The sequence below is a fragment of the Lysinibacillus sp. NPDC056232 genome, from assembly GCF_042267565.1.
Classification (GTDB): domain Bacteria; phylum Bacillota; class Bacilli; order Bacillales_A; family Planococcaceae; genus Lysinibacillus.
The window spans coordinates 164,180-184,824 of the sequence record NZ_JBHJTF010000003.1 but is presented as its reverse complement, the minus strand read 5'-3'; the positions used below and the strand labels follow the sequence as shown (position 1 = coordinate 184,824).

The following is a 20,645-nucleotide window of genomic DNA, read 5'->3' as shown; positions in this document are numbered from 1 at the left end:
GAAGCAGATGATAAAACAAATAACTAATTACATAGGTTTTTATCAAGAAGAAAAGGTTCTTTTGATTTACATTTCGGAGTACCGAATGCCAACAAAAGAACCTTAAATTAAGTTGTTTTTTAATAAAGTTTTATTTAAATTCACTCTAAATTTTTGATTTCACTGCATTTTTTAAAAAAGATTGCATTGGTTACTTTGAAACTATTTTAGTAACCATTTTTAGTATCATATAATAGGATTTCTTATCAAACTTTATTTTAAAACCACACCAACAAAGTGGAAGGCATTTAGTTTTATTATGAAAAAATGATGGAGTAAATGAAAAACTAGTCCCGGATTTCAGGACTAGTCTTTGGAATAACTTATTTATTCTTTATTTGTTGCGATTACACGTGGTTCCGTCGTACTATTTGATGCATCAGTAACAATAACTGCATTTTGTTCTTTGCCTTTATTTGTTGCGATTATATGTGGTTCCGTCGTACTATTTGATGCATCAGTAACAATAACTGTATTTTGTTCTTTGCCTTTATTTGTTGCGATTACATGTGGTTCCGTCGTACTATTTGATGCATCAGTAACAATAACTGTATTTTGTTCTTTGCCTTTATTTGTTGCGATTACATGTGGTTCCGTCGTACTATTTGATGCATCAGTAACAATAACTGTATTTTGTTCTTTGCCTTCTTTCAGCGTTGGTGGCTCTTGGCCAGTTGCCGCAAAGACGGTCATCCCTCCAATGACTAATGTACACGCTAATGCTGTTCCTAAAACCGACTTTTTCTTTAAGGTCATAATGGACACAATCCTTTCTTCAATCCCATTTTTACTAAAATGATTACAAAGCGGCGTAACCGTATAGGTTTCATCTGCCATATTGATGAGAGATAGTGCATATGCTGACTTTGCCTTATCTCCAAACTGTCTAATAACCCTTTCGTCGCAAGACAATTCAATGTCTCTGTTTACTAAAAAATACATACACCAAACTAAGGGATTAAACCAATGCAAAGCTACCATAATCGTTAAAATTACTTTCCACAAAACGTCAAAGCGTTTAATATGAATTAATTCATGTGTGAGAATAAACTGAATGCTTGCAGCGTCTTCCCAATTTGTTGATTTCGGCAATAAGATGACTGGTTTAAAGATTCCATATGTTAACGGGGTTTTAATTCTATCTGATACTGCAATTTGAATCGTTCTTTTTAACTTATGATCGTTTAGCCATCGATCGAGATACTCATTATTCTTCACTGGGATGGCTGTTTTAAATTCTTTATAAAATCTAACATAGGCCACTATAAAGAATAGCAAAACCCCGATACCCCCACATGCCCAAAGGTACTGGACGAAATCGCTTGTCATCACAAGCAAAAGCTGATGAGAAAACGTGTTTGATGTTTGTGCGATTTCGATTGAATGGTGCATACTTTCCGAATCATTTGAGTGAGTGAGCGTAACAAATACGTTTTTCAGTATAGGCTGTATGCTCAACTTTGAATAAAAAGAGTAGGGGATGAGTAGTTTAAATGCAACGATTCCCCAAAGAATTAAAAATGTTTGCTTTGGCACCTTATTTCTTACTAACATCCTCATCAATAGCACAATGATGAGGATGAGAGATGCGTCTACACTCATGTTGAGAATACTCATATCATAATTCCTCACTCAAGATCTTTAACAATTTGTTTTAATTTATCAATCTCACTCGCGGACATTTTTTTCTTGTCTAGTAAGGATGCGAATAGTAAAGATTTAGAACCATTAAATATTTTATCAATCAATTCCGTCGTTTCTTGTTCTTGTATCTGTTCTTTTCTGATGATTGGATGACAGATAAAGTTAGGTTCAATTCTTTCGATGGCCTCTTTTTTTATACATTTCTTTATGACGGTATAGGTGGTATTTTTATTCCAACCTATTCGTTCGTTTAACATTTGTGAGAGCTGTTTAGCTGTCAAATCGCCTTCTTCCCATAAAATATTCATGACTTGTAATTCCGAATCAAACAATTTAACTTGCATACGCGCATGCTCCTTTTCTTAAGTGGACTATTGCAATAGTTTACCACACATTAATACTACCGCGGTAGTCTGTAGTTGTCAAGACTATTGCGGTAGTCTGTTTGAGAGAATCCCTTTTAAGGGCATAAAAGGTTATAAAAATAATAACCAGGGTACTCATATAAAAATTATGAGCACCTGGTTATTTTGATGAAAAATTTCTCTATTCACGTTTATCTTTACACTGCTGTTTCCATTGTCACTTGACGTACAAATTACATTTATTTTTTTCAGTTGACGCTTTCTTTTTCACTCTTTTTTTTGTTCAAAATTCACATAAAATTTTATTTGCGAGTTACTTTTTTAATGTCCTTGATGGTAAAAAGACAATAAAGTTTTTAACTTTAAAACCTAAAACAAAAGCTTTCAAATTCGAAAGCAGTCCCTTCATAAGGTTTGATTTCTGTTTTTGTTTCATTGCCTTCAATATCAACTTCCACGCTAATTCCTTCTTGGTGGAATTTAATATACGGGAAAAAGGCTTAGGAATAACTCCTAAGCCTTTTAATCTTCTTTTAGAGTCTAACTGTACATCAAACCAACTTGACCCGATGCTACTTTTTGTACCTCTATTTCTGATTGTTAACGTACCTCGATAGTTCCAGAAGACCTCGAAATAATTTTACAGGGGTATTCGTTAGCTAACTAAGAAAATGAATCAGGGTAGCGAGCTAAAAATTGAACCATCTCATCTGAAATTTTCCATTTAAATATTGCAGTCAATGTTGGGTTTCTAAAAAATGAATTCACAGCATTATAATTAAATTCTGTATTGTAAGTTTCAAATTGTTCAGTAACATTTTTTGCTCTAAGACGCTGAAGATCGACAGATCGAGAAAGTGATCCATTGGCAAAATCAAAATCAACCATTTTTATAGTTTTTCTCTCGGGATTTTGGTTGGTATAAGCATGAACTTCCATTCGGTTAATATCATACACAAGACTATAGACTGTATCCTCACGCTTTGCAGAGGTTAATACTTCGAAAGTAAAATCAATTACATCGACAAGATTTAGATTTTCTTGCAATCTTTTTGAAACTGTTAATAGCCGTTGCATTGAGTTCTCGTGATATTCATCACAATCAGACCAATTTGTTTTTCCACTCTCGATTTCTTTCAACGCTTCTTCATAAGGAGAATTTACCATTATTGGAAATATCGATTTTTCCCTGTAGAAGGTCATTTCTCCATTTAAAAATTCTATTATTGTATGTTCTCCACTTCTGTCTGCAATCAGATAGTGTAATTTAGATGTACTCTGGTCAATTCGAATGGACGGGGCTACTTCCAGGACTTCTTGAACCGTACTACATGTGTCTAACAAATATTGAATCCATTGTAACTCGTTTACCGCAGGACGTACGTCAGAAGCAGGATATTCAGTTTGCCAAAGAGTGGTCTGCTCCACAACAAGACCTTTTTCATTAATACCGCCATTCGGATTTTCCTTTCCAATCTGTGAAACGGTCAAACTTCCATAAGCAGAGACCCAAGAAGCTGGTTGAGTAGGTGGCATCATTAAAGCGGTCTTTCGAACACCTCTTTGGTTTGTAAATAAATAAACCCCATCGTAGATCACATCTTGATTCTTACAAACAAGAAATTCACCATTTTGATTGATTTGAAAAGCTGTACTCATGTATTTTACTCCTTTGGATTTAACAATTTTTCAAGTAAAACATAATTACCGTTTTCCATTAGTTCTAAAAAAGTTTCGCAAATTCTACGGATTTGTTCATGGTTTTGACTAACTATGGTATCAAACCTACTAATTAGGATATACTTCTCTTTTTCGGTTTCAAGAAGAGCTAATTTCTCACGATACTCTTCAACTTCGTTCTCGCCTTTATCTAACTTTTGATTAAGGAAAAGAATTTGAATATCAATCTTCTTTTCTTGTGTTAGTTCTTGTAAATAATTTTTCTCATCGATTAATAAATTTGCCTCAATCTTAGAATACTCAGCTAAAAATTGTAGCCTCTCCTTGGGGACAGGACGACGCTTTTTGACCCAATCGGAAAATTGTTGTGGAGTAATCCCTGCAGCCCTACATACATTAACATACGAGACTTGATTGATAAGAGCCAAGTATTGTAAGACAGTTATTGATTCTTGTGAATTCATTTTCATCTCAATCGCCTTCCCGACATAATATATGTCAATTATAATTTATTAAATTTTAAATATTACCGTTGGGCTTCCACAAAAAAGTGAAAATAAACCAGGTTATGATCTAACCTACTTGTTACTTTAAGTACAAAATTTCATTATCTTTTCTAAACTTTAACCTAGATATCTGGTGTTGTTCAACAATACAATATGGCCCAATTGTTGAATAGAAACACCTGGTCATTTGTTTTGTTACCGTCTTTGGCTGACAAGTTAGTCCATTTTCTGTGTATGCCTTCCAACGGTCCATATCAAAATCTTTTAAATATAAAGTACTAAAACAACATTGTATTGAAAAGATTATCACCACAAGTAAACTAGGCTTAGTGAATATTTTAATTGCTCCTGCTTGATTACATTCACATAGCATCCCCTTAAAGCTATTGGTTACTCCGAAACTCTTCCAAGTGTTGTTGTTTAGTAAACATATTATAAAGAATAATAATTCTTCTGATGTAGTACTTAGTAGTCTCTTGCCTGAAACCCCACGTCTTATTGAATGATCAATTTCTAATTCTTTCGCTACTGTTTTATAAATCATACCCTCTTGTGATTAGAATTAATAAAGTTATTTATTTTTGATCAAAAGGTAAGAGCCTTACTACAATTTATAAGTAGCAAAGCTCTTTAAAGTTGTTTCAATTTACATCCAATAATTATATATCCCTTAAAAAATGAATAATAAGTTGTTATATTTCTTATTCAATAAACGCCCCTCTGAACAACTTAATGATTTTCTACTAAAGACCTTGTTAATAACAAGTTAATTTATATCTCCAAGATAAACTGGTGAATTTTCACCATCTAAATATCCAATTATATATTTTCTTAACTCCTTTGGGTATAGCCTGTAATTTAATAAATCCTCAATACGAATCCACTCAACACCTACCTGATGATTATCAGGATTTGTTGGTTTTATTGGAGTTTCAGTTCTACTTAGCTGACATAAAAAATAATATTCTATTTGATGAACATCAAAATCAAATTCGGCGTATTCATGATTTTTTCCTATATACTCCCTGATATGTAATAATTCTTTGATATCTATATTAAGTCCAATTTCTTCAATACACTCTCTTTTTAAAGTGGTATGGAATGTTTCACCATGTTCTTGCCCTCCACCAGGACAAAGAAAAAAATACCCCTCGTCATCTTGGTTTTTAGTTAATAATATTTTTTCCCCATCCAAAATAATTGCCTTTACTGAGTTTCTAACTTTCATATCTTTCCCTCATTTCTTTTTATATCCAAATTATAGCATTTGTTATTCAACTAAACCGTTAGTACAATAAAGAAAAAAAGATGCTGCCGCTGCAACACCTTGTTTAACTCTTGCCTCTGTTAGTTTAAGCGAATTTTATATTTCTCTTGAAAGAATATTCCGCCAAAGCATAGAGTAAACCTGCAATACCAAAAATAATAATGGAACTAATCATACTTAAACTATATTCTTTTATATAACTCACATATATTATTTCAAAAGTAAACGCCCCTATTAGTCCACCAAAAAAAGTAAAGATAATCACTTTAAACAGTAAAGATTTTATAAACTTACTTAGGATAAATGTTAGTGGCAAAAATGAAATAGGATATAACATAAAGGCGAAAGAACCAATAAAGAACAAATAAAGAATTCCAAAATCACGAATTCCCATATATTCTGATGTCCTGATTTTATTTCCTTCTAATGCTTCTAGTCCTAATCCTGCTAAGGAAAACAGCAATCCAAAGGGTATCCACATTATTAAACAATGATAAAAAGTTTTCATACTATTATCCCCCTATGAATTTTTTAATATTGGTACATTCAAACTTCATAATAAATCAGATGAAAAAAGTGGAATAAAGTTACAATTTTTTATTTAATTAACCTGCCCCGTTAGTTTAAGTGCATTTCTTCACAATCCTCATAGTCAATATAATATAAATATCCAATAAGAAATCATCTCACCCCTATGAATCAAATGGATTTTAGGAATGGTATCATTTCACTTATAACTAAACTTTGTAAAGCCATTGATTACTTTGAAACTCTTCCGAATGTTGTCATCACCATTGTTGTGCTGATAGCCGTTGCTCGTTGTTTATTATTGGCTAAATCTGTCCCTGCATAACGAGCCTGTAAATTTGTTGCAGTTCCTGCGCCATAGATTAGTAGTGAGGCGAATAATAAAATGACACTATTTATCACGGCAGCAATTACTACACCAATTGCACCAAGTCCTCCAACAATAAAACCTGTCGATAAACCTGTACGACGCCCATAACGTTGTGATAGTTTCCCTACAATTAAAGCTGCACCCGCCGACCCTAAAGTTAATAAAGCGGAAGGTACCCCTGCATAAGCATCCGTCCCTAGCATTTGTTGAGCCAAAAGAGCCCCTACCGTAATACCAGCTGCAAGTCCTGCCCCACCAAAAACTTGAGAAAGACTAACAACGATTAGCACTCGCTTATATAAACTCTTTAGCTTTTCAGGAGAATCTATATAAGTCACTATAGATTCATGTGCATTTCCAACCATCTTTCAACAGCTTCTTTCTACTTATCTCAATGATTCTAACCATGTTATCCGCCCATTTGACAACTCCAACTCTAGTTTTATTATTTCGCAAATTGTAGCCAATCTTTAATGCACTGTTCCATCCGAAATGCGTTAATTTCTTTTGATTTTAGGATTTTCATTGCTTCTGCTGAAAGAAGTTAAAACTCGAGTTTAAAATTCATTTTAAGAGATTGCCTATACTTTAGACAATCTCTTTTTATTTATCATATAAAAAGTAGATTCACACCAATATTTATGGCGTAAATCTACTCTTTCATGCCCACATACTAAAGTGAGATGGATTTATAGCTTAATTCGCTTTTCTTCCTACAGCTATAATATAGGCGGGATCACGAATACCTATGTTTTTAGTAACCCAAAAGGATTGTCCTATTTTAATTTCAGGTATCTTTTTATTTCCAGGTCGTGTATATGAGTCTACTGAAAAACCGCCTGTATTAAATTGAACTAATGGCTGAATATCGGTTTTACCGTATGGCACAGTTTTGCCTGTCATATTTTGTGCCTTAATGCTAATACTAGAATTCTGGACTTTAAACGCACTTAGGTGGAAAGCATCATCAAGATAACCAGCCGTAAAGTCATTACCAGCAAAATTTTCGAATGGTTCTCCTACTACAACGCGCTTATCTGTTATATGGAGCAAATTCACATCATTTCTCCATTTGTACTCAATATCTGTATAATCTAAAAATAAACGAAGTGGTAAAAACAATGCTCCATCTTTTAACACAGGAACCGTATCCATCGTTAATTCCTTTTGATTAACATAGGCTGTTTTGGCGTTAATGGTTAACTCAAAGGTCTGTTTTAAAAGTTTAACAGTAGCCGTTTTTGTTTGATGGCTATAAGAAACCTCACCACCCATTAAATCCTGTATAGAACGCAGAGGTACTAACAGGCGTCCTTGCTGATCAAGAAACGGCGCACTTGGTCGTGTATAGAGAATAAAATATTTATCCATTTTTAAATAAATCGGGGTTTCTTTAGCTGGCAAAGATGAAGCATCAGCCTTAAAACCTAGTGGAGCGACTATTAACAAAATTAATGCTAATAAAGATGATAGAATTAATTTAAATTTAGTATGCACTATACACCTCTTCTATTTATAAATTGACGTATAACCTAAATCTCTCTTTATTTAAGTACTTATTATACCACGAAATGGTTCATTTTTCCATTTACTATACTCTTGATAATTGGAATAAGGATAGTAGTTATCCAATTCATACTTTGATACCCGGACCCAATAGCCCATTTTATTGAGTATAAATAAACAGTAGTTCCAGCAAAATTATCCTTTGCTAATAGCATACAGATTTGACAGTTCCTTTTTATTTAATGCGCATGCATTACAACATTCTTTTTCTTTGAATATAGTAAAAAAGTGATGGTTAAACTTAAGCTGATTATACCAAAAACAAGTCCCAATCCACTTAAACCAACTAAATCTAGCATCATGCCTGTTGACAATAAGACGACCTGAAAGATGACAGAATCAATCATATTACGGAATGAGAAAAATCGGCCGTGAAAATCTTTTGGCACTTGCTTTTGGAAAATCACCATTGTCGTTGGGAAAAAACAGCCTACTGAAAAACCAAAAACGCCAAAAGCTACTAATGCAAAAAATTTAATATCCGATAAGAGTAGCATGAGCTCCATCGAACCGATAATAAACGCTAAAGTAAAGAGGAGTGTCCCAATTTTCACCCGTTCCGTAATCAATTTCAAACCAGCTGCACCAAGCATGAAACCAATGCCCTCAACTGTATACAATAATCCTGATATTGTCGTTGAATGATGAATCTCAGAAATTTTCATAATAACTAAATTAAAGGAACCTAAAAATAATGTTGGAATTAGCATTAAGACAAGTGTCATTAAAACAACAGGATGTTCCTTCACCATCGGTAACACGTCTTTAAAGTCGCCCTTTTCATTAGTTGCTGACGATTGATTTGCCATTTCATTTAATTGTAGGAAGTTCGTAATAACAAACATCATCATATAGACAATAAATGAAATGATGTACAACCATTTTATCTCAAAGAAACTTAGCATAAATCCCGCTGCAGCAGTACCAATAATTCTTGAAATCGTTCGAGCATTCATTTGCCAAGCATTTAATGTAATTAAATCCTTATCCTTAACAATCATTGGAATAATAGATTGTAGAGCAGGCATATAAAAAGCGGCTGCTATTTGCAACGTAATTAAAAAAAGAATCATCCAAATAACCGAATTTGTATAAAGTGCCATAAACATAAATAAAACACTTATAATTCGCCCTACACTAGCCCACTGTATAACTGTTTTTTTCTGCGAGTTGTCAATAATACGTCCTGCTAACGGACCAACTATTAAACCCGCCAATATACCGCAAGAAATAATTAATGATTTGTGAAAGTCAGAAGGAACGACCTCTTGCATAAAAGCTAGATTGCCTATAATCCCAGCCCATAAGCCAAGTCCTACGACAAATTCCCCCAATAAAATAATCCATACATTCCGATTATGCCACATGCCGTATCTCCTTGTTGTTTCATTTAGTAATCATTACATAGTCACAAAATTACAAATATTCGTACAGAGACGTTTTACAATAATTGTATCTTTATGAATGTTAAAAAATATTTTCTACTCTATAAATATGTATTCCGTTTAGACCTTTCATTATGTTTTCTTGCCTTTTCGAATTGCTTTAAACAGTATACTATTTTTGTAGAAAGTAAAAATCAGGCAAAAGTTTGAAATAATCAACAGGCAAATGACAAAAAACATCGTTTGATTCTATTATCAAACGATGTCAGACTGTAGATAAACGTTACTTTTTTTGTATAAAACTTTATGATAATTTTAATCAGCAAACCTACCATTTAGCATTTTGTGAGGAGCGTCGATACTGTCACATTTTCCTCCAGAAGTTTATGTGGTAAGACTAGTTTTATATAGTGTAAAGCATAGCCATCATATTATTTTGGTTTCAGCTTGTCGACTCTTACTGTTGATGTGGAGATTGAAGCCAAGCCCGTGGAAAGCGTCACTCGGAGTGAAAATCAACTATTTATTGATACACACTAATTTATATTTATTCTTTTGTCGACAAGCTGACATCATTTGATACATGATCAAACGATGTTTCATCCTTACATAACTTCTAATTGACTAACGAGCGATTTTCTTCGGCGCTCGACGACTTTTTGACCTACTAATACAATAATAAATATTAAACCTACTGTTGTGGCCATCATCCCTGCAATGGACGTATCCCAAAGCTTCGCTAAATAATAGCCTATTACCGATGCTGCAGCCCCAAATAGCATACTATACATAAACATTTGTTTAATCGTTTTGCTTATTAAATAGGAGGTGGCAGCTGGTCCTATTAACATAGCGACAACTAAAATCGCACCGACACTATCAAATGAAGCAACGGTAGTAAAGGAAATCGTTGTCATAAAGCCATAATGTAGAAAAATTACTGGTAAACCGATGGAAGCAGCATAAACTGGGTCAAAGGTTGTTAACTTCATTTCCTTAAAGAATAATAGAAGGAACCCAATGTTAACTATCAGTACAAATAATAGCATCCATACGGCCTTTGGCATTGTGATTGACAGTAATGTCCATCTATCCCAAGGTACAAATGCAATTTCACCCATCAATACATGCTCAACATCTAAATGTACATTACCAGCAAATAATGTGATGAGTAGAACACCTGCAGCAAACAAGGACGTGAAGACAACACCAATGGCAGCGTCCTCCTGAATGCCAGAGGAATGTAGTAATTGCACAAGGTAGGCCGTTAGAATTCCTGCGAATGCTGCCCCAATTAACATCCAAAAGCCATTTAATGTTTGAGTAATAATATAAGCCATGACGATACCAAATAATACTGTATGACTGATCGCATCTGCAATCATCGACATTCTACGTAAAATTAGAAAAACCCCAGCAATTCCGCATGTAACCCCTACTAAAATGCCTGTAAAAACAACCCAAAACTCAATCATCCTAGCTCACCTTGCTTTCGAAACTGCATTTTCCTACGATATTTATTAATTTGTCCATCCGGACTAATAAAATAGGAAATAAAGAATATTGCAGCTGCTACTAAGACAATAATTGGACCTGTCGATAATCCAGTTCGAATTGAACTAATAAAGGTTCCAATAAGACCAGAAATACCACCGATTGCTGCACTAAGCACGAGCATTGAGCTCAATTTACTTGTCCATAATTTAGCACTTGCAGCTGGGATGATTAGTAATGCAGACATTAAAATAACACCCACTGCCTGAATGCCTGTTACAATAGTCATAACAATTAAAACCGTTAGTGTAGCTTTTAAAGCTTCAATTGGTATGCCAATTCCTTTAGCATAAACAGGGTCAAAGATTAGGAGCTTCCATTCTTTATAAAGAAGCAGACTTACTAAAATAATAATCGTCGCACTTATAAACAACCACATTAAATCAGCTTTCGTCATCGTCGCTGCTTTCCCAAAAATAAAATGGTTAAGACCGCTTTGATTACCGAATGGGCTACGGTTGACAACTGTTAAAAATACAACACCTATCCCGAAAAACACAGTCAAGACCAATCCAATTGCTGCATCTGCTTTCAATTTCGAAAAAGAGACAATCCATTGTATGCAATAAACGGACAAAGCCGATGTGATACCTGCCCCAAGCATTAATATAGGTAATTCCTTTTGTCCCGTTAATAGAAAGGCAAGAGCGATCCCTGGTAATGCAGCATGTGCCGCTGCGTCGCCTACTAAACTTTGCTTTTGTAAGAAGGAGAAGGTGCCAGTTATGCCAGCCGCGATCCCGAGTAACATCGTACCGACTAATACCCACAGTAAGTTACCACTTAACATATTCACCCTCCTTAGGCGTTTTGCATCATGAATAGTTTACCACCGTATGTTTTTTGTAATTGCTCTGGTGTAAAAACATCTTCTGTTGGGCCTGATGCTAAAATTGTTTTATTTAAAAGAATTGTATAATCAAAATATTCTTTTACTGTTTGTAAGTCATGATGGACGACAAAAATACTTTTTCCTTTCGCTTTCAAGTCTTTTAAAATATTGATTATTGTTTTTTCTGTAGCAGCATCCACCCCTGCAAAAGGTTCATCTAAGAAATAAATATCCGCATTTTGGGCTAGGGCTCTTGCTAAGAATACCCGTTGCTGCTGCCCTCCTGATAATTGACCAATAGAACGTTCTGCAAAGTCTTGCATGCCTACACTTGCAAGAGCTTGTTGTGCTATAACTTTATCCTTTTTAGACGGTCTTTTAAATAATCCAGTATGTCCGTAGCGCCCCATCAAAACAATGTCAAAGGCATTTGTAGGAAAATCCCAATCAACAGCATTGCGCTGAGGAACATACCCAACTACTAAGCTTTTTGGTTCAAAGGCTTTTCCAAGAATTTCAACTTCCCCTATTTTATTCGGTAATTGATTTAAAATGGCCTTTAAAAAAGTAGATTTTCCAGCGCCATTTGGACCTATAATTGCTGAGAGATGGCCCGTAGGAACCGTTACACATGCGTTTTCTAATACTATTTTCTTATCATATGCAACAGATAAATTTTCAACTGTTAATGCATTCATAATTCTCACCTACTTCCATGCATCGACGATTGTGTCGATGTTATGTTGATACATACCGATATATGTACCTTCTTTTGTACCCTCTGCACCCATAGTATCTGAGAATAGCTCTCCGCCAATCACTATGTCATGACCTTTTTCTTTCGCTCCTTCAATCACAGCTTTCATTGCTTTATCAGAGACGCTCGATTCTATAAAAATAGCTTTAATATTATTTGCCGCTAAAAAATTCACCATTTCCTGTACATCTTTCACACCATATTCGGAATCTGTACTTAGCCCCTGTAAGCCACGCACTTCAAAACCTTGGCTTCTACCAAAATAATTGAATGCATCATGAGCAGTTACTAAAATACGCTGTTTTTCTGGGATTTCATTTACTCTGGCCTTCGCATATGTTTGTAACTCATCTAGCTTTTTCAAGTAAGCTTCTTCGTTTGCTACAAAATCCTCTTTAAATTGCGGGTATTCTTCCTGAAGCTTGTCTCCGATTGCTTGAACAACCCCTTTCCAAAGCTCAATATCAAACCAAATATGCGGATCATGTAGCATAGCTTCATCATCACTAGCAAGTAGATCTTTTTTATCTAACTTTTCTCCAACGGCGAGCACTGCTTTGTTTTTGGACATCTGCTCAAAAATATCAAGCATTTGTCCCTCTAAATGTAAACCGTTATAAAAAATAACCTCTGCTTTATCCAATTTCGTTAGATCACTTTGTGTAGCTTTGTATAAATGGGGGTCTACTCCCGGCCCCATTAAGGCTGTTACCTTTAAATGATCGCCACTAATTTCTTTAATGGCATCCGCAATTTGCCCAGTTGTTGCGACAACTACTCCTTCCTTTTCTCCCCCTGTTTCGGCAGAACAACCGATTAACAAGAGTGATAATGATAAAACAAGTACACCAATAAAATGTTTCATGTTTAAATACCTCTTCTTTCTTTATATTTAAGGCATGGTTTTTTGTTGATTTTAATATCAGTACTCGACAAAAGGGCATTTTTTGCGCGGGCCATAACGACCGGTTCCTCGTAACCTCTTATTAGGAATCTTCTGTTTGTTATGCCCGCTCAAATGGCTCTTGTCAAAATTTATTTAATAACAACACAGCCTTAATTTATATTAATTTTCTTACAAGGCGGCGCCAGCCTATCCAGAAAATAATTACCATCATCCCTGCCCCAACTGACTCAGTCAGTTTCCACAAAAGTATAAGGATCAGCAAAATAATTAAAGGAAGAATCGTCAGCTTCAAATCATCTAACTCTTTCATTCGTTCGACCTTCTTTCTTGAATGACATTTTCTTTCCTCAAGGAAACTATAAGCTCAAACTTGAAAAATTTCAACTCTTTTGTAAACTTTAATTAGAAAAAGTGCTCTTTTTCCAGAAAAATTATTACTCAAAATATTTCCAATAGCACAAAACACCAGCATTTCTAGTATAAAAAGTGCTGGTGTTTACTCTCAAATTTATATTTTTGTATAATTTTTAATATGCAAAATCTCCTCCCTTCCTACATTATATTGCTTATCTTCATCATATTCTGAAGGTAGTCTAATGGAAACCTCATATTGTGCTGTTTTCACTTGATGATATTGCATCAAAATTTTTAGTGCCTCTCCTTCTTTTAGTAACAGCTTCACCACCACAATTGATGTAGCGTTTTAATAACAATCGATAGCAGCAGCACAATAAGTCTTTTAAAAAAAATTCACTTCCATCAAAAAATCGCGAACATATTTAACCTTCCGCATATTTCAGCTGATACTTTTCCATTACTCGGTTAAAGAACGACGCTAGAACTTGCTGAAATAGCATGCCAAACACTACAGGCATAACTGTTTTTGCAGGAAAGTATGTAGTCGCTATAACAACCCCTACAGCAATATTGCGCATCCCTCCTGTAAAAACGAACATTGTAATAATACTTATATCCTTCCAAAGGATATGCCCTAATACTAAACAAAAAGCATACCCTGATACAGCTAGTATAAATACGACTAAAATAACACTAACAAGCTCCACGTTAATATTTTTAATATACGGGGCAATTGCACTACTATTTATCATTACAATACTAAATAAGCTAAGTTTTGAAAAAGGGGCTAATTTCTTTCCTAGTGTCAGCTCAATTTTACCTTTAGTAAACTCATTTAATGCTACACCTATAAGAGAAGGCACAACAATCATCCAAAGTAAATCTAGAATGAGACCAACAGTATCAATTTCGATCGTTTGCCCTACAACAATATGAAGTAATGCAGGAATAACAATGGGTGAAATGAGTGTATCGATTAAAATAATTGCAAGACATAATGCGAGATGCCCCCTACAAATACTGACCCAAATAAAGCTCGTTACTCCTGTTGGCACAGCGACTGCTAAAACAAATCCAATTGTTAGTAGATGATCGTTAAAGATGAAGTTTGATACAAAATAAGCCCAAATTGGCATGAGTAGGTGTAAAAATGCGATAACAACTAATATAACTGTTGAGTATTTTTTAAGACTTTTTATTCCTTCAAAATTCATGCTTAAACTACCTGCAAATGTCATAAAAGCAAACAGCCACGGCACTAAAAATAATAGCTGATGCCCCACGTTCTCAAACAATACACCAACAACTAAGCTAAGCGGCGTTAAAATAGGCATCCATTTTTGGAGGTATTTATTTAAACTATTCAACATCTCTTTTTTTCCTTCTTTCTTAAAAGAACAGTTTTCTCCATCCTATTTATAGTAAAATCAATTATGCCTCGGCATAATTGCGTCCGGAATCGGCTTTGTGTTTAGGCCTGCAGATGTTTTTTGTAGCGGCAACAGCAGAGTTTTTTGTGCGAAAGTGCAGTGCTAACGTAGCGGCAGCAACAACGTGTTTTGTCTGTGCGAAAGCGTAGCGGCAGCAACAACGTGTTTTGTCTGTGCGAAAGCGTAGCGGCAGCAACAACGTGTTTTGTCTGTGCGAAAGCGTAGCGGCAGCAACAACGTGTTTTGTCTGTGCGAAAGCGTAGCGGCAGCAACAACATGATGCAGATCAGTTAGCCGTTATCGCATGGATGCGATGATTTTAGGCTAACATCCTTTATTAACTCCTTACCGATTCCGTGACATCCGCCGGAGACTTTAACTCCTTTCAATTATTTTCTGTAGCGAAAGCGAAGCGGCAGCTACAAAAGACATTTGCTGAAAGAAGTTAAACTAGAAATATTTGCAGTTTTTATCCATATCCTTCAAACTATTAATAGTACTAGAAAGAAAGGATGACAGAGACAAATGAAAAAATTAGTGTACGCTTTATTGCTTCCCATTCTTGTTATGGCAAGTGGATACACTGCGCAAGCTGCTGGTTTTAAAGATGTACCAGAAGATCACTATGCGTATGAAGCCATCTTGTGGGCAGAGGAATATGATATCGTTAATGGCTATGCAGATGGTACATTTAAGCCCAATGCAACAATTACGGAGCAACAATTCGCAAAACTACTTGCTAATTTTTATGAGCTCGAATCACCTTATGATGAGCTAAAAAAACAAACCCCTCCAGCAAACTGGTCTGATGAATTTTACAATCGTCTTGCTAGCTATGGTGTTCCATTAAACGGATATTTCGATAACACTATTCGAGCAGCTAATGTGAAGCGCGGGGTTGTGGCACAGGCTATTACACATTTAGCTAATGGTAAAAGTGGATTAGATCAATCCATACAGTTTTTACTCGATTATTACATTTCCACTGGTCAAAACTTACAGTATGAAAACCGTAACTTACAGAAGTTTTTTGGCGTGACAAACAATATGACGCGAGCTCAAGTCGTTACAATGCTTTACCGTATGGATGAAAGAAATTTTTATGAGATTTCAGAGGACGCACAAAAAATCCACGAAAATACGAGCAATGCTTCATTAAATACACGAGCAAAAAATGGCCAAAATCAGCTAGATAAAACAATGCAGCTGACAACACCTTCTAATAGTGCTTGGAATGGCACCTATTCGTATTACTATAAATGGGGTAAAGGCTCTACTGATTTTAATCGCCGTGATGCCTATATTTCAAACGCAACAAGCAAAAGCTTTACTATTTTCATTACTGCCAATGATGGGACATCAGCAGGCAGTGTCGATGGGACAGCGACGATTACCTCTAACACAAAGGCTGTAATGAATAAATCCTCAAACGGCAATCGTTGTGTATTAGAATTTGAACGTCTTAATAATGCGCTTAAAATTACCGAGGTAGATTGTCGTAAGGAGCATGATGAAGGGACGAATTTTTCCGGGACTTTAAAGAGACAATAAATTTCCCATAGGTCCAATTGTAAGGACCATTATAAATCACAGAATTGAGCTTCAGGAAACCCACTTCTTCAGAGGTGGGAGGAATGAAGTGCTTTTTTCTTTATAGAACATATGTTTATATTGTATATTGTAAATAATCAAAAAAAGAAAGGAGTGACGGGTAACTGGTTGACCTTATAATACGAAAGCACCCGTTAGCCATCCATGTAGCGCTAAAACCAGTGATACACCACAGAGAATGAAAGATTATTTCGTTCTTTCATGGGAGTTGAAGAAGAACAGCGGGGGTAATTATTGTTTACTGAAGTGCTAATTTTCTTAGAATAATCTCAAACTGTAGAATTGTCCTTCATAATTAGTAAATTCATAGTACGTTGTTAAGTCTAAATCAGTTAAAAGGAAAGAATCTTTTGCGACTAAATAATTATGAATCGATAAAGAAGCTTGATAATAATCTTTAAAAGTCTCTTCGTTTAAATTGTTTTTATACTCTGAAAGTATATTTTCATATTCTTCAATAGTTTTCAATTGACTGATGAATTCATAATCTCTTTTAGCATATTTATTTTCTAATTTATCTTCTAAAATTGCTTTAACATCACTTGTATATGCCAATAAATCGGTATATTTCTCAGGCGGTAACATTGGTTTATGAGTTATACTCCATAAATCTTCTGAATGAAGAGAGTATTTGTCTTTTAATTGTTTCGGAATCATTTTTTTATATTCTATGAAATCCTTCACATCTTCTTCGGAAATATCAAAAGTATTCACGATAGCAATTTCCAATCGTAAAATATTTTCTTTTTCAGCATCAATTATTTTGATGAGTTCATTTAACAATTCTTTGTAACGAGTTAAATCTTTTTCTGAAGGTTCTGCTTTAAGCATAAGACCGTATCCGCCATCTTTAAAAACTTTAGGTTCTAAATCAATTAGTTCTAATTTCTTCTCGTTTAATTGAATCGCAGCGTCCTTTAAAGAAGCCTGATAATTTTGCAGTTTTTCTTCATCAATCACTCTTAGATTGCTTAAGTGTTGATAAATTCGTTTCATTTTTTGTGTACGATCTTCTTCTGTTGATAATTTAGCATTTACAACGACTGTTGTGTCTTCAAAATTGTAACTCCCGTATCCATTGTAATCCCAAACAAATTCAAGCAAACCGTTTCTTATATTATTTAATTCCACAACTTCTTGATTTGTAACTGTTTCCTGAGAAAGTTCGGATTGTGTATCGGTTAACTCTTTCCCATCTTTTGTTTCGGTATCTGAACATCCTACAAGTAATGCAGCTCCTAAGCCACTTAACATTAAAAATTTGCTTTTGAATTTCATAATTGTACCCCTTTTAAATATATAACAAAAAGTATTTTTTCTTTCACTAGCGTATCCGTTAGTAAAAATATGTATGTATATATTGTATAAATTTGCGATGTATTCCTAGACCACCTAAAAAGAAACATAGTAAAATCATTGCTACATAGCTTTTTCCCGAAGTTTGTTGTTGTATTTTTATCAATCAACTTTCTTTGTGTGGTAAGTATTTACTATAATTTTCTTTCAAAAGTCTATCATTCTTTTATGTTTTTCTCAACACCTTAATCTATCTTTTACGCTTTGAAAAAAGTGCCAATCAGCCATAGTTTTATTAAAAGTCAAGTTATAAGCTGAAACTATTTTAAATAGTGAATTCTTATTTAATGTCACACATTATATGTATAGAAATTAAAAGGATAGAAGAGCTTAATTAAATTCGCTCTATCTATCCTCTTTTTTTACCACAGATAACTCTATTTACTACAACAATTAAATTAATCTAATGTTGCAGTAATTTAAAAGGTGCTTATATTAATTATTAATTGTACATTAAAGCCTATTTCTTAAACTTCTAAGTAATAAAAGATATAGGTTGTTTTCTAAAGGCTCTTTTCTTAAGGCTGTTTTCTCAAAGATTGTTGCTTCTCGTTTAACTATCTTCTTTAACTAAAGCACTCGATAGCTTTAGTGTATTGCTTCACAATTTTAGTTTTAAGAGAATGCTGCTCAATTTATACAAGTAAGAAAGTTCTTAAAGCGATCTAAAGCAAATCGAATAATCCTTCTGGAACTAATCTTAATTTATTATTTGTAAAATCGCTAATTGGCTTCCAAAGCAATTTGAAGGTTGCACCATTATCTTCTTGCCCAAGAAAAGAAGTCTTTTCATAAAAGGACTTTTCAACAAATTCAGCATCATATACAAAAACTACTTCGTGTCCAAGGTCACCGTTAAATGTAAATATGTTTTCAATTGTACCTAAATAGTTTAAGTTATTTATATTTGCCTCGATTTCTTCAAGTACTTCTCTCTTTAATGCTTCAGAACTTGTCTCCCCGTATTCAATCCCTCCGCCAATTGGTCGATAGAAATGATCACACTTTACTTCATCAATGCCTTCAGCGACAAGTATCGAATCGCCTTTCCTAAATACACAAATAGCTATTGCTCGAATTTGTTTTTTCTTCATCCTATACCTCCATTATCACTGCTTCGATAGGCTCACAAGTTGCTTCGTGCAAGTGATTTTATTTAAATCAATAAATATTGTATAACTAGCTTGCGTCTTTAGTTTAAATGAAAATCTTCACAATTTCTTCGCCCCATAAAGATTTTCTTCAAATGTGTTACACAAGAAAATGGCCCGATTGTTGAATACAGGTTAAACACACTCTTCAACTAACCTGCCCCGCTAGTTGAAGAACAACAATCTTTACGAAAACAGCCTTTCTTAAAGATTGTTGCTTTCTTGACCGAAGAAAGATCTAATGGCTGTAATTAACGGAACTGAAAACTAATATAAATATGCCCACAGCCATTGTAAAAAGGGAAATTTTCTGTAGTAATGAAAAGTCTCGAAATTTTTTATTTTGAAAAGAAAGATCAGAAATTATGGAAAATAGAAAAGCTACTAAAATAACCTGCAACACTCTATTAAGATATGAAGGATTGTATATAGCAATTACTATAATTGCTATAAATGAAAAGATAAACTGCCTAAAATATTTGCTTTTTAACAGCATTTCAACACCTCTTAATTCTCTTATTGGTACGGGTTTGATTATTTGTATAAAAATTCACTTTTCTAATTGTTGTTTTAACATATGATCTACTACTAAATTTTATTTCTCTTTAGCTTTTCTAACACTCTAGTTGATGGGAAATTATCAACCAAGCATCCAGCAAACGAAAACAGCCTATCTAAAAGATTGTTGCTATTCAACTAAAGGGGCAGTTTAGTTCAATAAAAAATGCTATAATAGCCCTAATTTCAAAACTATTTTAAGGTGTTAAACTCTTATGATTTTAAAGATTGACTTTGGTAATGATTTTATTCAATACATTTCTTGTTCAACAAAAGTCGGTAGGAAGATGAACAGCATTCAGGAGGACTTTCTAAATTGGATTTTTGACGAGAAAAAGAATACAAAATATTGGGCATTAGATTATGGAGAAAGAATTCCAAATTACGATGCTAATGCAATTATTGACTGGTTAAACAATGTAAGATTTAAAAAAGGAATTGCAAAAGCAAAACTAATCACCAGTCCTCAATTTAAAATAAAAAAGAAATTATATTATTAAATTGGTTATTTAATATAACGATAAGATTGTAAATGATGCACTTAAAGTAACGGGTGCTTTACTCGAAGAACATTGAGTTGCATAAGCAGCTCTTTTTTCTTATTGAACTAACGGGGCAGTTTAGTTGAAGAAGGATTAATTGATTATCTCTATAATTAAAAAAGTGACAGTATCAAAAGGAGAGAGAAAATTGGATAATTCATTATTAATGAAGGCTGATACATCATTTACTTTGAACTTTTTGATTTACCTACAAAATATTTTTCTCAATCAAAATCAAAA

General features: G+C 34.1%; 21 protein-coding genes and 1 pseudogene. 2 read left to right on the top strand and 20 right to left on the bottom strand.

The features are described 5' to 3' along the window. Positions 1 to 366: 366 nt before the first annotated feature. The 17 genes and pseudogenes from ACFCYJ_RS04190 to ACFCYJ_RS04110 form a co-directional block, all read right to left on the bottom strand. Positions 367 to 1,641, bottom strand: a complete 1,275-nt coding sequence (locus ACFCYJ_RS04190; protein WP_376071229.1) for a M56 family metallopeptidase — start codon at positions 1,639 to 1,641, stop codon at positions 367 to 369. 26 nt (positions 1,642 to 1,667) lie between these two features. After that, a complete protein-coding gene (locus ACFCYJ_RS04185; protein WP_376071065.1) occupies positions 1,668 to 2,027 on the bottom strand; it encodes a BlaI/MecI/CopY family transcriptional regulator in 360 nt (119 codons plus the stop codon). A 684-nt stretch (positions 2,028 to 2,711) separates the two neighbouring features. Then, complete coding sequence (locus ACFCYJ_RS04180; protein ID WP_376071062.1) at positions 2,712 to 3,707, bottom strand: linear amide C-N hydrolase; 996 nt, start codon at positions 3,705 to 3,707, stop codon at positions 2,712 to 2,714. 5 nt (positions 3,708 to 3,712) lie between these two features. Then, complete coding sequence (locus ACFCYJ_RS04175; protein ID WP_376071060.1) at positions 3,713 to 4,198, bottom strand: hypothetical protein; 486 nt, start codon at positions 4,196 to 4,198, stop codon at positions 3,713 to 3,715. Between the two features lie 115 nt (positions 4,199 to 4,313). After that, entirely contained in the window at positions 4,314 to 4,778 is a 465-nt protein-coding gene (locus ACFCYJ_RS04170) for a hypothetical protein (RefSeq protein WP_376071057.1), read from the bottom strand. Positions 4,779 to 5,000: 222 nt separating this feature from the next. Next, positions 5,001 to 5,462, bottom strand: coding sequence for an NUDIX domain-containing protein (locus ACFCYJ_RS04165; RefSeq protein WP_376071055.1), 462 nt, complete (start codon positions 5,460 to 5,462; stop codon positions 5,001 to 5,003). A gap of 124 nt (positions 5,463 to 5,586) precedes the next feature. Further along, positions 5,587 to 6,009 carry a hypothetical protein gene (locus ACFCYJ_RS04160; RefSeq protein WP_376071053.1) on the bottom strand — a complete coding sequence of 141 codons (423 nt, stop codon included), beginning with the start codon at positions 6,007 to 6,009 and terminating at the stop codon, positions 5,587 to 5,589. Between the two features lie 257 nt (positions 6,010 to 6,266). Continuing rightward, a pseudogene (locus ACFCYJ_RS04155) lies at positions 6,267 to 6,764 on the bottom strand (MFS transporter); the annotation flags it as partial. Between the two features lie 331 nt (positions 6,765 to 7,095). After that, positions 7,096 to 7,896: a copper amine oxidase N-terminal domain-containing protein gene (locus tag ACFCYJ_RS04150; RefSeq protein WP_376071050.1), complete on the bottom strand. Its 801-nt coding sequence runs from the start codon at positions 7,894 to 7,896 to the stop codon at positions 7,096 to 7,098. A 248-nt stretch (positions 7,897 to 8,144) separates the two neighbouring features. Beyond that, positions 8,145 to 9,332: an MFS transporter gene (locus ACFCYJ_RS04145; RefSeq protein WP_376071048.1), complete on the bottom strand. Its 1,188-nt coding sequence runs from the start codon at positions 9,330 to 9,332 to the stop codon at positions 8,145 to 8,147. Between the two features lie 623 nt (positions 9,333 to 9,955). Beyond that, positions 9,956 to 10,825: a metal ABC transporter permease gene (locus ACFCYJ_RS04140; RefSeq protein WP_376071045.1), complete on the bottom strand. Its 870-nt coding sequence runs from the start codon at positions 10,823 to 10,825 to the stop codon at positions 9,956 to 9,958. Further along, a complete protein-coding gene (locus ACFCYJ_RS04135; protein ID WP_376071043.1) occupies positions 10,822 to 11,694 on the bottom strand; it encodes a metal ABC transporter permease in 873 nt (290 codons plus the stop codon). Before ACFCYJ_RS04135 ends, ACFCYJ_RS04140 begins: the two co-directional genes overlap by 4 nt. 11 nt (positions 11,695 to 11,705) lie before the next feature. Further along, a complete protein-coding gene (locus ACFCYJ_RS04130; protein WP_376071040.1) occupies positions 11,706 to 12,434 on the bottom strand; it encodes a metal ABC transporter ATP-binding protein in 729 nt (242 codons plus the stop codon). A gap of 9 nt (positions 12,435 to 12,443) precedes the next feature. Further along, positions 12,444 to 13,358 carry a metal ABC transporter solute-binding protein, Zn/Mn family gene (locus ACFCYJ_RS04125; RefSeq protein WP_376071037.1) on the bottom strand — a complete coding sequence of 305 codons (915 nt, stop codon included), beginning with the start codon at positions 13,356 to 13,358 and terminating at the stop codon, positions 12,444 to 12,446. A 196-nt stretch (positions 13,359 to 13,554) separates the two neighbouring features. Beyond that, on the bottom strand, positions 13,555 to 13,710 hold the full coding sequence (locus ACFCYJ_RS04120) for a hypothetical protein (protein WP_376071034.1): 156 nt from the start codon (positions 13,708 to 13,710) through the stop codon (positions 13,555 to 13,557). A gap of 198 nt (positions 13,711 to 13,908) precedes the next feature. Beyond that, the gene (locus tag ACFCYJ_RS04115) at positions 13,909 to 14,082 is read right to left on the bottom strand and encodes a hypothetical protein (protein WP_376071032.1); all 174 of its coding nucleotides are present in this window, start codon (positions 14,080 to 14,082) and stop codon (positions 13,909 to 13,911) included. A 97-nt stretch (positions 14,083 to 14,179) separates the two neighbouring features. Next, positions 14,180 to 15,127, bottom strand: coding sequence for a bile acid:sodium symporter family protein (locus ACFCYJ_RS04110; protein WP_376071029.1), 948 nt, complete (start codon positions 15,125 to 15,127; stop codon positions 14,180 to 14,182). A 585-nt stretch (positions 15,128 to 15,712) separates the two neighbouring features. On the opposite strand from ACFCYJ_RS04110, the gene ACFCYJ_RS04105 reads away from it, so the two are divergent. Continuing rightward, positions 15,713 to 16,738 carry an S-layer homology domain-containing protein gene (locus ACFCYJ_RS04105; RefSeq protein WP_376071026.1) on the top strand — a complete coding sequence of 342 codons (1,026 nt, stop codon included), beginning with the start codon at positions 15,713 to 15,715 and terminating at the stop codon, positions 16,736 to 16,738. 318 nt (positions 16,739 to 17,056) lie between these two features. Here the strand turns inward: ACFCYJ_RS04105 and ACFCYJ_RS04100 are convergent, their stop codons facing one another. The 3 genes from ACFCYJ_RS04100 to ACFCYJ_RS04090 all read right to left on the bottom strand — a co-directional run bounded on the left by ACFCYJ_RS04100 (position 17,057) and on the right by ACFCYJ_RS04090 (position 19,248). Then, positions 17,057 to 18,076, bottom strand: a complete 1,020-nt coding sequence (locus ACFCYJ_RS04100; protein WP_376071023.1) for a hypothetical protein — start codon at positions 18,074 to 18,076, stop codon at positions 17,057 to 17,059. 58 nt (positions 18,077 to 18,134) lie between these two features. Further along, entirely contained in the window at positions 18,135 to 18,260 is a 126-nt protein-coding gene (locus ACFCYJ_RS04095; RefSeq protein WP_376071020.1) for an NINE protein, read from the bottom strand. 559 nt (positions 18,261 to 18,819) lie between these two features. Further along, entirely contained in the window at positions 18,820 to 19,248 is a 429-nt protein-coding gene (locus ACFCYJ_RS04090; RefSeq protein ID WP_376071017.1) for an NUDIX hydrolase, read from the bottom strand. Between the two features lie 830 nt (positions 19,249 to 20,078). On the opposite strand from ACFCYJ_RS04090, the gene ACFCYJ_RS04085 reads away from it, so the two are divergent. Further along, entirely contained in the window at positions 20,079 to 20,363 is a 285-nt protein-coding gene (locus tag ACFCYJ_RS04085; RefSeq protein WP_376071014.1) for a hypothetical protein, read from the top strand. Positions 20,364 to 20,645: the final 282 nt, after the last annotated feature.

Coding starts and splice junctions, on each gene's coding strand:
- ACFCYJ_RS04100 (WP_376071023.1), bottom strand. CDS start 18,076: ATGAAATTCAAAAGCAAATTTTTAATGTTAAGTGGCTTAGGAGCTGCA.
- ACFCYJ_RS04165 (WP_376071055.1), bottom strand. CDS start 5,462: ATGAAAGTTAGAAACTCAGTAAAGGCAATTATTTTGGATGGGGAAAAA.
- ACFCYJ_RS04190 (WP_376071229.1), bottom strand. CDS start 1,641: ATGAGTGTAGACGCATCTCTCATCCTCATCATTGTGCTATTGATGAGG.
- ACFCYJ_RS04085 (WP_376071014.1), top strand. CDS start 20,079: ATGATTTTAAAGATTGACTTTGGTAATGATTTTATTCAATACATTTCT.
- ACFCYJ_RS04170 (WP_376071057.1), bottom strand. CDS start 4,778: ATGATTTATAAAACAGTAGCGAAAGAATTAGAAATTGATCATTCAATA.
- ACFCYJ_RS04175 (WP_376071060.1), bottom strand. CDS start 4,198: ATGAAAATGAATTCACAAGAATCAATAACTGTCTTACAATACTTGGCT.
- ACFCYJ_RS04120 (WP_376071034.1), bottom strand. CDS start 13,710: ATGAAAGAGTTAGATGATTTGAAGCTGACGATTCTTCCTTTAATTATT.
- ACFCYJ_RS04160 (WP_376071053.1), bottom strand. CDS start 6,009: ATGAAAACTTTTTATCATTGTTTAATAATGTGGATACCCTTTGGATTG.
- ACFCYJ_RS04125 (WP_376071037.1), bottom strand. CDS start 13,358: ATGAAACATTTTATTGGTGTACTTGTTTTATCATTATCACTCTTGTTA.
- ACFCYJ_RS04185 (WP_376071065.1), bottom strand. CDS start 2,027: ATGCAAGTTAAATTGTTTGATTCGGAATTACAAGTCATGAATATTTTA.
- ACFCYJ_RS04130 (WP_376071040.1), bottom strand. CDS start 12,434: ATGAATGCATTAACAGTTGAAAATTTATCTGTTGCATATGATAAGAAA.
- ACFCYJ_RS04110 (WP_376071029.1), bottom strand. CDS start 15,127: ATGTTGAATAGTTTAAATAAATACCTCCAAAAATGGATGCCTATTTTA.
- ACFCYJ_RS04105 (WP_376071026.1), top strand. CDS start 15,713: ATGAAAAAATTAGTGTACGCTTTATTGCTTCCCATTCTTGTTATGGCA.
- ACFCYJ_RS04145 (WP_376071048.1), bottom strand. CDS start 9,332: ATGTGGCATAATCGGAATGTATGGATTATTTTATTGGGGGAATTTGTC.
- ACFCYJ_RS04135 (WP_376071043.1), bottom strand. CDS start 11,694: ATGTTAAGTGGTAACTTACTGTGGGTATTAGTCGGTACGATGTTACTC.
- ACFCYJ_RS04180 (WP_376071062.1), bottom strand. CDS start 3,707: ATGAGTACAGCTTTTCAAATCAATCAAAATGGTGAATTTCTTGTTTGT.
- ACFCYJ_RS04140 (WP_376071045.1), bottom strand. CDS start 10,825: ATGATTGAGTTTTGGGTTGTTTTTACAGGCATTTTAGTAGGGGTTACA.
- ACFCYJ_RS04090 (WP_376071017.1), bottom strand. CDS start 19,248: ATGAAGAAAAAACAAATTCGAGCAATAGCTATTTGTGTATTTAGGAAA.